Genomic DNA, 14,807 nt, shown 5'->3' on the forward strand with positions numbered 1-14,807 from the left:
GGACAATGAAATACAGGGAAAGCCAATGCAACAGAATGCATTGATTATCGATTTTAAAGGTACATGGTTTTAGCGGGGTTGACGTTTTGTTGTTTACCCTGAGGTCAGCAATCGGACAAAAATAGCGCGGCCTATATAGCATACTTGAGCGGAGCCTTGAGATTTAAGGTTGATGCTTAAGTATGCTATTATTAAGAGGAGCGGCATGGAATTCTTGAATAACAGGAGAAACCAGGCCAGACCTCAGTATTCTGATGGTTAGTGAATAAAACGATCCTGTCGCCAGAGGATAGCGACAGCAAGTGCTTTTTGGTTTCATTCCTGCCATTTTCTATGAGGATTGAGGGGGGATTAACGCTGCTGTCGAAGGTGTGACAGAACAGGTTCATCTTGAAACCTATGAAAGTATATTATCAGGTTATACTTTGTATATTGTCGAGGGTGAAGAAACCTGCTGCGCCGGAGAAGCACGTTCTTAACAGTTCCTTCTTTGATGTTCCTATATGATAGAAGGATATAATCTACGATAACTTTAATAAAAGGAGTGGTACTGCCGATGCGCGCAGATGCTCAAGATCCCGTCATCTATTTGGATCATGCCGCCACCTCATGGCCAAAGCCGCCAAGCGTTATCGATGCGGTTGTCAAGGCGATGGAGCATGATGCGGCCAATCCGGGCAGAGGCAGTCATCAGATGGCTGTACGGGCCAGTAGAATCCTGTTCGATACCAGAAAGACGATTGCTAAATTGTTTCATATATCCAACCCCAACGATATAGCATTTGCGATGAATACAACCATGGCATTAAATACGGCGATCAAAGGTTTCGTGAAACCAGGCGATCATGTCATTGCTACCGGCGTTGAACATAATTCAGTGCGCCGTCCCTTGGAGCTGTTGAAGAAGACACTGGGCATAGCCGTCACCTATCTGGAAGCTGACGAGCAGGGTGGAGTAGCTGCCAGGCAGGTGGAGCAGGCTATTGTGCCTCATACAAGGCTTGTTATTGTCAATCACAGCTCCAACCTGACAGGGGCGATTTTGCCGGTTGCAGAGATTGGGGAAATCACCAGGAAACGCGGTATTAAATTGCTTGTGGATGCTGCGCAGACGGCAGGGGCGGTTGAGATTGATGTTGAGGCGATGGGAGTGGATATGCTCGCGTTTCCGGGCCATAAAGGGCTGCTGGGGCCTCAAGGAACGGGCGGGCTGTATATTCACCCCTCCGTGGATCTGGAGCCGCTCCTGCACGGCGGTACGGGCAGTCAATCGGAGTCGCCTGAACAGCCAACCGTGCGGCCGGACCGGTACGAGGCAGGGACGCAAAACACGCCTGGACTGGCAGGACTTAAAGCGGGTGTTCAGTATGTTCAGCAGGAAACCGCAGCCAGGATTTATCAAAAGGAATGGCATTTGGCCCAGTTGATGATGGAAGGGCTGATTGCCGTGAATGGCGTGAGGATGTTGGGGCCGCATGCAGGCAAGCCCAGAACGGGAATTGTCTCATTTATCCTTGAGGGTGCTGATCCTTCCGAGACAGCGTTTATTCTGGATCAGCATTATAAAATAGCGGTTCGCTCCGGTTTTCATTGCACGCCTCTCGCGCATCAGGCTGCCGGTACGATGGAGACGGGCGCAGTCCGAGCAAGTGTAGGCTGCTTCACAACGGAGCAAGAGGTTGAGGCGTTCATTCAGGCGATCAAGGAAATCAAGCAGCATTACAACTGACAGGACAGCTCTTATGGGCAGACAAATGGGGGAGCGAAGTTTAAGATGGAAGTAGTCATACAACGGCCGATGGATTGGGTAACGGTCGCATTGGTCCTTGCCGTCCTGTTTCTTTTCATTAGAACGTTACGTTTAGGCAGCAGATTGAAGAAGCTTACAGCCAGCTATGCCCGGTTTATGGGTGAGACCGGTGTAAATGATCTGGAACAGGTTATTATAAGCATTAAGGAAAGACTCGACCTGCAGGAGCAAAATAGCACGGCTGTGCGTGCTGCTCTTCAAACGTTCGAGCACGCGCTCAAAATGAAAAAGGGCAATATAGGATTGCAGCGCTATAACGCCTTTGCGGAGAGAGGCAATGATCTTAGCTTTTCACTTGCCATTGTGAACGAACAGAATGACGGTATGGTCATGACCGGTCTTCATAGCCGCGATCAGACGTTTATGTACGTCAAACCGCTGAAGCGCGGAGAGTCTCCCTATCCATTGACTCCGGAGGAGCAGCAGGCGATTACTCTGGCGTCGCAGCCGGAATAGAAGCGGATCGAACGGATTTGACAATAGCCGAGAACAGGCATTGCGCGATAATATCCGCCATACGCACAACCAGATGAAGCCGGGTATTTTGCAGGACGAAATATTCCATGAAGCCGCCGACGTTGACGATACCCGTTATATGGATGTCACCAACAGGCGGCAGTTCTTTATTTACGCCGGCTCCGGGGCGAACGGGTCCGCTGCCCACCTGGATGCATCCGACGCTGGTAGATTGGCCCAAGCAAGCATCAATTCCAATGACAAAAGGTTTATGGACGAAACGGTTGATGTCCTGGAGAGTCTCATCCAGATTCATCGCGTGTACAGGCTCTTCAAGCGTGCCGTAGAGGTCGAAGTACGGACTGCGGTACTTGCTGAGCGAGGCGCCTACCAGAGGGCCCAGAGCGTCGCCTGTGGAGCGGTCAGTGCCCACGCAGACAACAACCAGCCTGCGGTCTGAAGGCACATGATCAAGCAGATACATCAGTCGATTGACGAGCATGACGGAGACGTTCGGCTCGGTATAAGGCACTTTCAAAGGGGTATCTTTCGTTCCTGCTAATTTCATAGAATCTCCTCCCGTCTATCTGTGTTACTAGTATATGGATGGGACAACCATTTTATACTTGAAACATCAGAAAGGTGCGCATTGCATAGCATCGTTCCGTTGTACGGGATGGAGGGAGCTTGCACTGCCTGCAGAGGAGTCCACAGCCGGTTCATCGTACCACTAATAAGGATAAAATGAGCGGAGGCGCAAGGCATGCTGATTGCTTTTGATTCTACACAACAGGCGCTGCGGGCGGAGATGCTGCTAGAATATGCCGATATTGAGATAGACCTGTTTCCCACTCCGAAGGAAATTACAGCCGGATGTGCGCTGACGATTCATTTTCCAGATGAAGAGCTGATCCAGGTGAACCAGATTCTTGTGAATGAGCATGTGGAAATAAGGGGATTGTTTGAGCAGGTGGAGGGCGGTTATAATCAGGTTCATATCTGAGGATTTGCTAGCTGCAGAGGAGAGTTTGAAAAAAAGCGGTTGAAACAGAAAAAAGAGTGGAGAGAATGCGGATGGAGCGTAAACAATTTGAGCTCGGCGATGTTGTACAAATGAAGAAACCGCATCCTTGTGGAACCAACGAGATGGAGATCATCCGGATGGGAATGGACATTCGAATCAAGTGCGTGGGCTGCAAGCACAGTGTACTGATCCCCCGGGCAAAATTCGAGAAAAACATGAAAAAAGTGCTGCGTTCAGCCGCAGCTCCGGATGGGCCGGTCGGGGAGCAAAGTCACTAATATTTGGCTTGCAATCGGACGGGCATCATGATATGATAATTCTCGCTGACGCAAATGGAGAGGTACCCAAGAGGCCCAAGGGGGCTGACTCGAAATCAGTTAGGCGTGTCACAGCGTGCGTGGGTTCGAATCCCACCCTCTCCGCCATAACTTACCTAAGATGACGGTTCATCCATGAATCGTCTTTTTTATTTTCATCCTGCAGCATAAATATAAAAGAAGAGCTCTTGCGAGCTCTTCCTGACGGTGGTTCATTGAATAGGCACACGTATTACACTTCATGCTTTTGGTTAGAAACCTCGGTACGCCGTTTTTATCCGGCGCATATGTGTTGCAGACAATGTCTTTGGCACAACCCTTTGCTTCTAAGCTGAGTGAACAACATTACCTTGCGGTCCTTGCTCCATAAGGTCCAACGGAACCACACCTCTCTTTACACCGTCAAACCTATGATGCTCCACCGGACGGTTTCTTATGCAAGAAATTTTTTGAAAATATAAGAAAGTACAATTTCGATCTATACTTTGCTTATATTTATAAGGGTAAAAGCCTGCCTCTCTCGCCTAAGGACGGCATTAGCCGGTTCTTCCAGCTTCGATTAATGAGTCATTTTTTTCCACTTGCGGTCGCTGTTGGACGTGCTTGGAAGTTTCTCGCCTTTGTCCAGATGTACCTTCTTGGGGTTGTTGATTCCCATATGGAAGGAAGCTTCTCCTACCTCAATATAAGTTCCTTCATTAGGAGCGCGGTCACCCGGTCTGAACTCGGTCCATTCACCCATTATCTTTGGCACCACCTACATAAGATTTGGCCGGCTGTACAAGCCCGGCACATTAGTGTGTGAATGCGACCAGCAGAACATGAACGGAAGAATACGGAAGAGGATGCAGCCCAAATGCTTGCTTGCCAGGAGCCCTGTAAATTGATATAGTAGTTAGGTATGCGAGTTAAAACTCGCTCCTTGCTCCCATTCGGGGGCCGCTAGTCCAAGAGGAGGTGAAACAAATGCGCAAATATGAAGTGATGTATATCATTCGTCCAGATGCGGAACAAGAGGCGGTTCAAGCAATCACCGACAAGTTCCAAGGCATCATCGGAAACGGCGGAGAAGTCACAAAGCATGACGTGATGGGCAAACGCCGACTTGCGTATGAGATCAACAAGATTCGTGACGGTATTTATGTACTGGTCCATTTCAACGCAACTTCTGAAGTTATTGCTGAAATTGACCGCGTCATGAAAATTACGGATGAAGTTATCCGTTACTTGATCGTCAAAGACGTTGCTTAATCAAGCGATACGTTAACGCAAGGATTGTTCGATTGGAGGCGATAAACGATGTTGAACCGGGTTATTCTCATTGGCAGATTAACAAAGGACCCCGAAATGCGCTATACACCCGCAGGCGTTGCGGTAACGCAATTTACGCTTGCTGTGGATCGTCCTTTTACCAGTGGTGGTCAAGGCGAGAGGGAAGCGGATTTTATCCCGATTGTCACATGGCGTCAGCTGGCTGAAACATGCGCCAATTACTTGCGCAAAGGCCGTTTAACCGCGGTCGAGGGCCGTATCCAGGTCAGGAACTATGAGAACAACGAAGGCAAGCGCGTCTATGTGACGGAAGTTATTGCTGATAACGTGCGTTTTCTGGAGTCTCCTAACCGCGATGGCGGAAATTCGCGTGAGGAAGGCAGCAGTGGAGGAGGCGGCGGCTATGGCGGCCAAGGCGGAGGAAGCTCGCAAGGTGGCGGCAATCAAGGCGGCGGCTACGGCGGCGGAGGTTCGCAAGGCGGTGGAGGCCGTTCCGGAGGATCACCGAGGAACGACAATCGCGATCCGTTCTCAGATGACGGACGCCCGATCGATATATCGGAAGATGATTTGCCATTCTAAATGAAAGGACGGATGAACAATGAGCTTCAAACAAAGAGATAGTGGTGGCGATGAGCGTCCAGAACGCAAATTCGGCGGCCGCAAAGGCCGTAACAAGCGCCGTAAAGTATGTTACTTCACTGCTAACAAAATTACACACATTGACTATAAAGATACGGACTTGCTTCGTAAATTTATCAGCGAACGCGGGAAAATCCTTCCGCGTCGTGTAACCGGAACAAGTGCGAAGTACCAACGTCTGCTGACCATTTCCATCAAACGTTCGCGTCAAGTAGCTTTGCTGCCATACACAACGGAATAGATTGGAAACAGCATTTTCAAAACAACGAAGACAGTCGCTTATGGCGGCTGTCTTTTTTGTTTGTCATTCTTATTCATGCGAAGAGGATTACTCTTCACATCAATCATAGATAGTACAATACGGTTCACTATAATACCGATTATAAATAGATACAAATTAGTTGCAAATTATAGACGTTGCGGAGATATCTGAGGTTTATAACTTAAGAGTAGCTTCTATTCCAACTGGCGTTAGCTAAAAAGGAGTCACTCGAATGAGAATGAACCGAATGAATCGAATGAACAGAAGGCAGCTCAGAATGGTCAGAATCGTCCCCTTTTTATTCCTCATTTTTATAATCAGTGGAACTATAGTCGCGTTTGGAGATAACTTTTCCGGTAAGGAGGAAAAGATGGCCCCAATTGCCGCAGCTCAGCCGGAAAAGCCCCGACAGGAAGAGCCTGTCGTCAATAAACCGGCTGTTATTCAACCAAGCCCCAAAAAAATATTTTATGACGGGCCGTCTGAAGGAAAGAAAGTGGCGTTGACCTTCGACGACGGCCCCGATTCGATAGCCACTCCGAAAATTCTGGACATCCTGAAGAAAAACAACATCAAGGCTACTTTCTTTATTATTGGAACCCAGGCGAAGGCACACCCGGATATGGTGCGCCGTATTGAGAAGGAAGGTCATGCGATCGGCAATCATTCATGGTCACATCCGCATTTTGACAAGATCCCAACAGAGGAAGCGCTGAAGCAGATAGACGATGCGCAGGAGGAATTGAAATCCATCGTAGGTTACTATCCCAGCATAGTCCGCCCTCCCTATGGGGCGCTTTCCAAGGAAGAGGAAAAAGCTATTCACGGGAAGGGGATGGATATCATTGATTGGTCCGTTGATACTACGGATTGGTCGGGCGCCCCGACAGATGAAATCATGACATTAATTCATAAAGAGCTGTATCCCGGCGGTATTATTTTGCAGCACTGTTCGGGCGGCAAGGACCATTTATCCAACACGATCGAAGCACTCAAACAATTAATACCCGATTTGACCAATCAGGGTTATACGTTCGTTACTGTTCCCGAGCTGCTGAATTTGCCTGACAAGCTCCCGGATTAAATAAACATTTGGTCGCACAGGCTCACTGTACGCGGGAGCGGATTGCTGTCACCATGGCATCGCTGAAGGAACTTCGTGCATCTTTAAAATTTTCCGGCTTGATCCTGTGCATAGTCACCAATTAGGGGTAACTTAAACCAACGGCCCTGCAAAGCAAACAGCATGAGCGCGATCCATAGCACGAAGGTGGCCGGTGTCAGGAGAAGTCCGATAAGCCAGCCAAGTACGGGAATAAAACCAAGTACAATATTAATAACAATAAGAGCAACAGTGGCAAAGATGGACTGCAGGGCATGAAATTTAACGAAGCGGCTTTTTTTCTCGAGAATGAGAAATAATATCCCGGTAACGAAGCAGCCAAGGTAACAAAGCAATCCGGCTACTTTGGGGTCAAGTCCGGTTGAAGATGGATCCGGCGCCATGAATAATCACCCTTCCCAACTAAAAGTCTCTATGTAATGTATTCTACTACTACCAAATCTATGCTATTCAGCGGCAGAAACAGGCATTGGAGAATGATTATCCGGCAGCATTCACAAATCGTTAATGAATTGTAACTTTCGGTCGAAAATAATCGTTTAAACTAGTGAAGAAACAGTTTATCTTTAAGGATAAGGGCACTATTATGCGCCTCTTTCAGGAATGCCGATCAAGTTTAATGAATAGGAGTGCTTGAAGCACATGACACAACCAACAGGTCGATTATCTCGAAAAGGAAAATGGTTGATCGCCATCCTTACTTTTGTAATAGTTGCCGGGATTGCCGGGTACTATAACCGGACCGCTCTGGCTCTCTGGGGCTTTGATGCCTTTCTTTCCAAGAAGGTGGAAAAGAAGCTGGAGAATTCCTATAAGCCGCTCGAAGGCCGGCCGGTACCGCAGCCTGTCGTGTATAAGAAAGAGGATCCGTTTTCCCTGCTTTTGCTGGGGGTGGATCAGCGGGATAAGGAAATCGGCCGCTCTGATACCATGATCTATACCGTGATCAGGCCGGCGGACGGAGCCATTCTGATGATATCGATTCCCCGTGATACGTATACGGAAATTGTGGGTAAGGAAACAAAGTCGGGCGATATCTATGAAGATAAAATAACGCACGCTTACGCATTTGGCGGAGCCAAAATGTCCGTGGAAACGGTTGAGAAGTTGTTTGGCGCCAAGGTGGACCATTATGCTACAATTAACTTTACAGGCTTCCGTGATGTCATTGATGCGATGGGCGGTATTGCCCTGCCTATTACGGAGGATCTGGTCAATAAAGAAGCTGATCACGAGAAGTTTGTGGTTAAAGCCGGGCAGGATTTGTACAACGGCAAGGACGCGCTTAATTATGTGCGTTACCGGGAAGACGCCGGTGGTGATACAAGCCGTTCCGGGCGGCATCAGGTGTTCCTGAATGCCATTATGGACAAAGCGGCTCAAGTAGGGCAGTGGAGCCAGATACCTGAACTTATTGATATTATGGGCAAGAACTTCAGCACAGACCTGACGCCGGAGCATATGATTGATTTGGCCAAAAATATGCTTCAATCGGATAACCGCACGATTTACAGCCATACACTCAAAGGGGAAGGGCGCCGGCTGACCGACCATGGTATCTGGTACTTTTTTGCTGATGAAGATGATCTTGCAAGCAGTAAAGGATTGATCGAGGCTTGGCTGAACCCTTCAACGCAGAAGGACCAGCTGCCGCTTCCTGAAGAATATCAGAACAAGACGGAGAAGCCGGTGAAATCATTGTCCGCATCGACTTCCTCGGCGTCCACTGATGCTTCCCCCGCGGCTGGAGAACAGTAAGTTTAGTGCCCAAAAGCGATCGATCCGCAGTTTAGACCGACTAGTACGAAAGTGGGCGAATGATGGAATGAATATTGCATTTTTCTTACTTCCAAAACAAGAAGTTGTCTGTATGACCTTAGACGCAACACTGCGCCAAACGCTGGAGAGAATGGAGCATCACCGGTACACGGCAGTTCCAATCCTTGATGATCACGGCGGATACGCCGGTACATTGACCGAGGGTGATCTGTTATGGTTTATGAAAAATAATCCGAATGTATCGTTTGATCAGACCCATAAAGTGAAGCTTGCGGATATCGATATGCGTCTCGCCAATAAGGCAGTCAGCATCGATGCCAATATGGAAGACCTGGTTTCCCTGGCAAAAGTACAGAATTTCGTGCCCGTTATTGACGATATGAACCGGTTTATCGGAATCGTCAGACGCAGCGACATTATTGACTATTGCGAGAAAATAATCGTAAGCGGCAAATCGGTGGATGAAGAGGAAATGGCTGCAGGGTGAGCGTAACGCGAATTGCGTTCGAACCTGAAGCATAGTACGATATAGGAAACAGTTGGTAAACGGGCACCGTCCTCCTGTGGGGGACGGTGTTTTTTATTATATAGATAGAGCGGGGGCACGCGTAAAATGAACAGGTACGAACAACATAGGCGGGGCGGCAGGGGGCCGTTCCGCGCGTTTATGGCCATTGCTGCCATATTGATTATTGGATTGGCCGGCTATCTCGTTTACTCCTATTCACAACCTGATGAAGGTTCACCGGGGAATGCCGCAGACGGGACAAGCCAAGAGGGCGGGCAGGCACGAAAGGACAACTCATCTCCCAATACCGGCGGCACGGGAGGCGTCAAAGAGAAGGCGGCAGCTGAACCGCCAAGTCCGGCCGAAGCCCTTGAACGGGAAGTAACCGATGCCGAGACCGGTCTCTTGTACGACACGATCATTACAGGAGGCAGAGTCATCAATCCGGAGACGAAGCTGGATCAGGAAGGGCTGAACGTGGGAATCAAGGACGGGAAGATCGGTATTGTCACGTCCAGGCCGCTGCAGGGGACGCATGAGATTGATGCCAAGGGTCTGGTGGTCTCTCCCGGCTTCATTGACAATCTCTCGTATGACCCAAATCCGCTTGGGGTATGGCAGAAGATTGGAGACGGCGTGACGGCGAATATCGCGATGCATGGGGGAACGCTGACGCCCAAGCAGTGGTACAGCTACTACGAACGCAATGAGACACCGGTCCATTTTGGAGCGTCCTTCTTCTATACGCAGGCGCGCAATCAGTTCAAGCTGGGCCGCTATGACGCGGCGAAGCCCGAACAGGTGCAGGAAATCCGCAAGCAGGCGGAGCAGGCGCTTAACGATGGGGCGCTGGGCATCTCCTTCAGTCTCGAATATGTGCCGGGGATCTCTGCGGAGGAAGTGGTGCCGCTGATGGAGCTTGCCCGTGAATATAACGTTCCCGTCTATTTTCATGGCCGTTATTCCGACATGGAGCAGCCGGGAACGGAGCTGGAAGGCACGCAGGAGCTTGTGGATTATGCCATGAAAACGGGAGCTGCCGTACATATTGATCATATCAACAGCACCGGCGGAACTTTTACGATGCCTCAGGCGCTGGCTATTATCGACAAGGCAAGGGAGCAGGGCTTCGATATAACGGCCTGTACCTATCCCTATAATTACTGGGGCACTTATCTCAACTCGGCCCGTTTTGACAAAGGCTGGCAGGAGCGCTTCCGCATCACGTACAAAGATTTGCAAATTGCCGGCACAAGGGAGCGTCTGACGGATAAAACCTTCAGCATGTATCAAAAACAGGGCAAGCTCGCAGTCGCGTATGCGATTCCGCCTGAAGCCATTGTCGATGCCTTCCGGTCGCCCTATGTGATGATTGGCAGCGACGCGATATTGGAGCCGGGATTCAATAATCATCCGCGGGCATCGGGCGCCTTCGCCCGGACCATCGGTATGTATGTGCGCGATCAGAATGTGATGTCCTTGATGGACGGCATTGCCAAGCTGAGCCTCCTGCCTGCGCAGCGGCTGGAGAAACAGGCTCCGGCACTGCGCAAGAAAGGCCGGATCGCCAAAGGCATGGATGCGGATCTGGTCATTTTCGATTACAACACGATTAATGACAAATCTACGGTGGAGCATCCCGATATCATGTCCGCCGGCATCAAATATGTGCTGGTTGGCGGGCAAATTGCCCTCGAGAACGGGAAGCTGAACAAAAAAATCCGCGTCGGCGAGCCGATACGCAGCCATTTTGACCGTGTTGGGGAAACGGCAGGCGCACTGCAATGGGAAGAGCGCAGCTACCCGCTTATCCGCTATAATGATGCGACCTATGTGGATTTGGCCGCACTCGACGAACACCAATACAGCATCACATGGGATGAGATGGCTCACACCTTCACCATCGCCGAAGGCGCAGGCGGAGACGCTTCAGCCGATCCGACAAAGCCGCCCGCCAAGGGCGAGCTTATGCTGGATCGCGGCTATCTGGCGAAATCAGAAGCGGCCACGTTTAAGCTCTTGTCCATCGGAGCACGTGCGTTCGTACCCTTATCATTCCTTGAGTCCATAGGCTTGAGGCCTGAAAACGACGGTGACACCTGGTCTATTGAAGCGTAAGAATCAGCTCCCTGAGCGAGTTTGGAACATTCCCTCCCCAGGAGACGCTAACGCCCGGACAACGCACTCTGTGTTGTCTGGGGTTTTATGTTATAATGGGGAGTAAAGCTAAAGCTGTGTACAAGTAACCAAGCAAGAGGTGAACGGTTTGAAAACCGGCATAAAATCTATTTTATGGAGCGCAGCGGCGCTTCTCTTATTACTAGCGATCGCAGTTCCGCTGTTCAATGCTTTAATTGTTGCCGTGATGATGGTGCCGACCGTTATTTTGTACACCACATTATCCAGGCGGGCGTTCGCGCTGCATATGCTGGTTGTATATGCTGTCGCAGTCGCGGTAATCGGTTATGCGGCACTAATCGTAGGTCTCTTCTTCCTTGTACCGGCAATCATGATGGGACATATGTATCTCAAAAGGGCATCGGCCCGCAAGGTGCTGACATCGACCTTGTTAACCCTGCTGGGGTTATTCCTCTTGGAGCTGGTTCTGTTTGATGTGCTGCTTGACTTCTCGCTGCTTCGTGAAATCCGTCAATTAATTATGGATACGGTGAGCGAGCTTAGTGCGAATGGTCTGCTTCCGGCGGGATGGAATGCAGAACTGACGGAGTCGTACATTCAAATGCTGATCCACTCCATTCCTATGGCGTTTATTACCGTTTCGTTCGTGCTGGCGGTCATTGCGCATGCTATTGCAAGGCCTGTGCTGCGGTCCATGGGCGTATCGGTACCCAAGCTGCAGCCCGCCAAAGACTGGATGCTTCCACGAATTTTTGTTTTTTATTATCTCATCGTACTCCTGGTCGATATGGCGACACCGGACAGAGGAGATTCTTTCCTGACGGTTACACTGCTTAATCTGGTTCCGCTTATGCGTCTCGCCTTTTCCATTCAGGCGATGGGCTTCTTCTTCTTTATCGCCCATGAACGCAAATGGAACAAGGCGGTGCCGCTGCTGCTGTCGGCGCTTGTTGCTTTTTTCCCGCCGCTTAGCTTGATCGGTGTAATTGATGCCGGTTTTCCGATCCGCAAAGCGTTTAAGAAACCTTGACAACAGGGGCGAATGATGAATGCCGAAGTTTCTAATAAAACGATGGCATGGAATGCACCAGCTATGGGCATTCGTGCTGATTATTGTGCTTACAATAGCGCTGGCTTGGTATGATTGGTTGTATGGTTTGATCAGCCTTGTACTTGCGGCTGCGGTTGGCGTCTATTCGGTTCTGGCCGAGCGCGCTTTTCGCCGCGACTTGAAGACCTATCTGGGAACATTGTCGTACCGGGTCAAAAAAGCCGGGAGCGAGGTGACAAGCGAGCTGCCGTTTGGCATCATTCTATACAACGAGGACAACAAGGTAGAGTGGCATAACAGCTTTGTCAGCCGGATGCTGGAGAAGGAATCGGTCATCGGAGAGTCGATGGATGAACTTTTTCCTACGTTATCGCAGGCGAAGGAGCGGGAGGGCACGCTGGAGACGGCAATTGGCGGCTCGGTCTATGAGCTGATGTTTCGCTTCGATGAGCGTTTGCTCTATATTCGCGATATCACCCAGCGCTGGCAGCTGGCGAAGCGATATGAGGAAGAGAAAATTGCGCTCGGCATTGTCATGATGGATAACCTTGAAGAGGTGACCCAGGGCATGGATGACCAGCAGCGCAGCGCGCTTCTCTCCAGGGCAACCGCGGAAATTACAGATTGGGCGAGCAAGTTCCATCTGTATTTGAAGCGCCTCACCTCCGACCGTTTTCTGATTATTACCAATCAGAAGACCTTGAAGCAGCTTGAGCTATCGCGTTTTGTCCTGCTCGACGAAGTACGGGAGATGTCTGCCGAGATCAAGATTCCCATGACGCTCAGCATCGGGTTCGCCGCAGGTGCGGAAAGTATTGTCGAGCTTGGGCAGTGGGCCCAGACGAGTCTGGATTTTGCGCTTGGACGCGGCGGCGACCAGGCGGCGGTTAAGGTCGGGCAGCGCCAATCCTTCTACGGCGGCAAGTCCAACGCGGTGGAGAAGCGGACGCGCGTCCGCGCAAGGGTAGTCGCCCATGCGCTTCGGGACTTGATCAAGGAGAGCGAGAATGTGGTGATTATGGGCCACAAGATGCCGGATATGGATTCCATCGGCGCGGCAGTCGGTGTTCTGAAAGCGGCTCAAATGTTCAACAAAGAAGCTTTTATTGTCATTGAGGGCTTCAATCCCGCGGTTCAGAAGATGATGGAGATGCTGAGGGAAGAAGAGCGGATCTATAAACGGTTCATATCCCCCGAGCAGGCAATGGGACTAATCGATTCCGGAACGCTGGCTGTTGTGGTCGATACGCATAAATCCTCCATGGTCAAGGAGCCCAAGCTGCTGACGCTGACAAGCAAGATCGTTGTCGTCGATCATCACCGCAGAGGCGAAGAGTTTATTAATAACGCTATTCTCGTCTATATGGAGCCTTATGCGTCTTCTACCTGCGAGCTGGTAACAGAGCTGCTGCAGTACATTCATGACCGGGTCATGCTGGATGTCCGAGAATCGACCGCCCTGCTGGCAGGCATTACAGTCGATACCAAAGGTTTCTCCATGCGTACCGGATCCCGGACGTTCGAGGCTGCGTCATTTCTGCGCCGCAACGGAGCCGATTCGATGCTCATTCAGCGGATGCTGAAGGAGGATTTGACCGAGTACATCAAGAAAGCGGAGATTATCAAGCATGCGGAGATCGTCTATGAGCATATTGCAATTGCGATAACCGAGCAGGACCGGCAGTATTCACAGCTGCTTATTGCCCAGGCGGCAGACACATTGCTGAACATGACAGACATATTGGCCTCGTTCGTGATCGGCCAGCGGCAGGACGGCTTGATCGGTGTAAGCGCGAGGTCGCTTGGCAGTATGAATGTTCAGCTCGTCATGGAGCGGATGGGCGGCGGCGGACATCTCACCAATGCCGCGGTGCAGCAGGAAGGCACCGTTGCGGAAGTGGCAGCGCGGCTTAAACAGGTTCTGCAAGAAATCGAGAAGGAAGAGGGGTTATTCGAATGAAAATTATTTTATTGAAGGACGTTAAGGGGCAGGGCAAGAAGGGCGATGTCAAGGATTTATCAGAAGGGTATGTGCGCAATTTTCTGCTTCCGCAAGGGCTGGCCAAACTGGCTTCGGACGGCAATTTGAAGACGCTTGAACTGCAGACGGCATCGGAACAAAAACGCAAGGACAAGGAAAAGGAAGACGCCAAGACGCTTGCGGCGAAGCTGGAAGAGCTGACTGTCGTCGTCAAGACCAAAGCGGGTGAGGGCGGCCGGTTATTCGGTGCCATTACGAGCAAGCAAATCGCTGAAGCGCTGGAAGCGGGACATGCGGTTAAGGTCGATAAGCGGAAAATTGAGCTGGATGAGCCGATTCGGACGCTTGGCGTCACCCAGGTGCTGATCAAGCTGCATCCGGAAGTGAAGGCGAAGCTGAAGGTTCAGGCGGCAGAGGAATAATAACGGGTAAAGGGGTTCAAC

17 protein-coding genes and 1 tRNA gene are annotated in these 14,807 nt (G+C 50.4%); 15 read left to right on the top strand and 3 right to left on the bottom strand.

Going from position 1 to position 14,807, the window contains the following annotated elements; all coding sequences use genetic code 11:
* Positions 1-556 precede the first annotated feature (556 nt).
* Both ACFOLF_RS17970 and ACFOLF_RS17975 read left to right on the top strand, forming a co-directional pair.
* Positions 557-1,729 (top strand): aminotransferase class V-fold PLP-dependent enzyme, encoded by a 1,173-nt coding sequence (locus ACFOLF_RS17970; RefSeq protein ID WP_210046607.1) that lies wholly within the window; start codon positions 557-559, stop codon positions 1,727-1,729.
* Positions 1,730-1,774: 45 nt separating this feature from the next.
* A complete protein-coding gene (locus ACFOLF_RS17975; RefSeq protein ID WP_210046608.1) occupies positions 1,775-2,266 on the top strand; it encodes a DUF4446 family protein in 492 nt (163 codons plus the stop codon).
* On the opposite strand, the gene yyaC is transcribed toward ACFOLF_RS17975, so the two are convergent.
* Positions 2,241-2,834 carry a spore protease YyaC gene (yyaC, locus tag ACFOLF_RS17980; protein WP_210046609.1) on the bottom strand — a complete coding sequence of 198 codons (594 nt, stop codon included), beginning with the start codon at positions 2,832-2,834 and terminating at the stop codon, positions 2,241-2,243. The genes ACFOLF_RS17975 and yyaC overlap by 26 nt on opposite strands.
* Before the next feature lie 195 nt (positions 2,835-3,029).
* Here yyaC and ACFOLF_RS17985 point away from each other — a divergent pair, with 195 nt between their 5' ends.
* The 3 genes from ACFOLF_RS17985 to ACFOLF_RS17995 all read left to right on the top strand — a co-directional run bounded on the left by ACFOLF_RS17985 (position 3,030) and on the right by ACFOLF_RS17995 (position 3,715).
* Entirely contained in the window at positions 3,030-3,269 is a 240-nt protein-coding gene (locus tag ACFOLF_RS17985) for a DUF3343 domain-containing protein (RefSeq protein ID WP_210046610.1), read from the top strand.
* 71 nt (positions 3,270-3,340) lie between these two features.
* Positions 3,341-3,568, top strand: coding sequence for a DUF951 domain-containing protein (locus ACFOLF_RS17990; RefSeq protein ID WP_210046611.1), 228 nt, complete (start codon positions 3,341-3,343; stop codon positions 3,566-3,568).
* A 56-nt stretch (positions 3,569-3,624) separates the two neighbouring features.
* Positions 3,625-3,715, top strand: a tRNA-Ser gene (locus ACFOLF_RS17995).
* Between the two features lie 451 nt (positions 3,716-4,166).
* Here the strand turns inward: ACFOLF_RS17995 and ACFOLF_RS18000 are convergent.
* Complete coding sequence (locus ACFOLF_RS18000; RefSeq protein WP_210046612.1) at positions 4,167-4,349, bottom strand: YjzC family protein; 183 nt, start codon at positions 4,347-4,349, stop codon at positions 4,167-4,169.
* A gap of 224 nt (positions 4,350-4,573) precedes the next feature.
* Between ACFOLF_RS18000 and rpsF the strand changes: the two genes are divergently transcribed.
* The 4 genes from rpsF to ACFOLF_RS18020 all read left to right on the top strand — a co-directional run bounded on the left by rpsF (position 4,574) and on the right by ACFOLF_RS18020 (position 6,867).
* Positions 4,574-4,858, top strand: coding sequence for a 30S ribosomal protein S6 (rpsF, locus tag ACFOLF_RS18005; protein WP_210046613.1), 285 nt, complete (start codon positions 4,574-4,576; stop codon positions 4,856-4,858).
* Positions 4,859-4,906: 48 nt separating this feature from the next.
* Positions 4,907-5,461 (top strand): single-stranded DNA-binding protein, encoded by a 555-nt coding sequence (gene ssb / locus ACFOLF_RS18010; protein ID WP_210046614.1) that lies wholly within the window; start codon positions 4,907-4,909, stop codon positions 5,459-5,461.
* A gap of 19 nt (positions 5,462-5,480) precedes the next feature.
* Positions 5,481-5,762, top strand: a complete 282-nt coding sequence (gene rpsR / locus ACFOLF_RS18015; RefSeq protein ID WP_189000309.1) for a 30S ribosomal protein S18 — start codon at positions 5,481-5,483, stop codon at positions 5,760-5,762.
* Positions 5,763-6,153: 391 nt separating this feature from the next.
* Positions 6,154-6,867, top strand: coding sequence for a polysaccharide deacetylase family protein (locus ACFOLF_RS18020; protein ID WP_379114248.1), 714 nt, complete (start codon positions 6,154-6,156; stop codon positions 6,865-6,867).
* A gap of 83 nt (positions 6,868-6,950) precedes the next feature.
* On the opposite strand, the gene ACFOLF_RS18025 is transcribed toward ACFOLF_RS18020, so the two are convergent.
* On the bottom strand, positions 6,951-7,289 hold the full coding sequence (locus ACFOLF_RS18025; RefSeq protein ID WP_210046616.1) for a DUF4870 domain-containing protein: 339 nt from the start codon (positions 7,287-7,289) through the stop codon (positions 6,951-6,953).
* 259 nt (positions 7,290-7,548) lie between these two features.
* Between ACFOLF_RS18025 and ACFOLF_RS18030 the strand changes: the two genes are divergently transcribed.
* From ACFOLF_RS18030 to rplI, 6 genes are all read left to right on the top strand, one after another.
* Entirely contained in the window at positions 7,549-8,664 is a 1,116-nt protein-coding gene (locus tag ACFOLF_RS18030) for an LCP family protein (RefSeq protein ID WP_210046617.1), read from the top strand.
* Between the two features lie 67 nt (positions 8,665-8,731).
* Positions 8,732-9,172: a CBS domain-containing protein gene (locus ACFOLF_RS18035; RefSeq protein WP_210046618.1), complete on the top strand. Its 441-nt coding sequence runs from the start codon at positions 8,732-8,734 to the stop codon at positions 9,170-9,172.
* 126 nt (positions 9,173-9,298) lie between these two features.
* Positions 9,299-11,311, top strand: a complete 2,013-nt coding sequence (locus ACFOLF_RS18040; RefSeq protein WP_210046619.1) for an amidohydrolase family protein — start codon at positions 9,299-9,301, stop codon at positions 11,309-11,311.
* Positions 11,312-11,459: 148 nt separating this feature from the next.
* Positions 11,460-12,362: a DUF2232 domain-containing protein gene (locus ACFOLF_RS18045; protein ID WP_210046620.1), complete on the top strand. Its 903-nt coding sequence runs from the start codon at positions 11,460-11,462 to the stop codon at positions 12,360-12,362.
* 19 nt (positions 12,363-12,381) lie between these two features.
* A complete protein-coding gene (locus ACFOLF_RS18050; RefSeq protein ID WP_210046621.1) occupies positions 12,382-14,343 on the top strand; it encodes a DHH family phosphoesterase in 1,962 nt (653 codons plus the stop codon).
* Positions 14,340-14,786 (top strand): 50S ribosomal protein L9, encoded by a 447-nt coding sequence (gene rplI, locus ACFOLF_RS18055; protein WP_210046622.1) that lies wholly within the window; start codon positions 14,340-14,342, stop codon positions 14,784-14,786. The genes ACFOLF_RS18050 and rplI overlap by 4 nt, the downstream gene beginning before the upstream one ends.
* Positions 14,787-14,807: the final 21 nt, after the last annotated feature.

It is taken from the genome of Paenibacillus sepulcri (genome assembly GCF_042647105.1).
Lineage (GTDB): Bacteria > Bacillota > Bacilli > Paenibacillales > Paenibacillaceae > Paenibacillus_Z > Paenibacillus_Z sepulcri.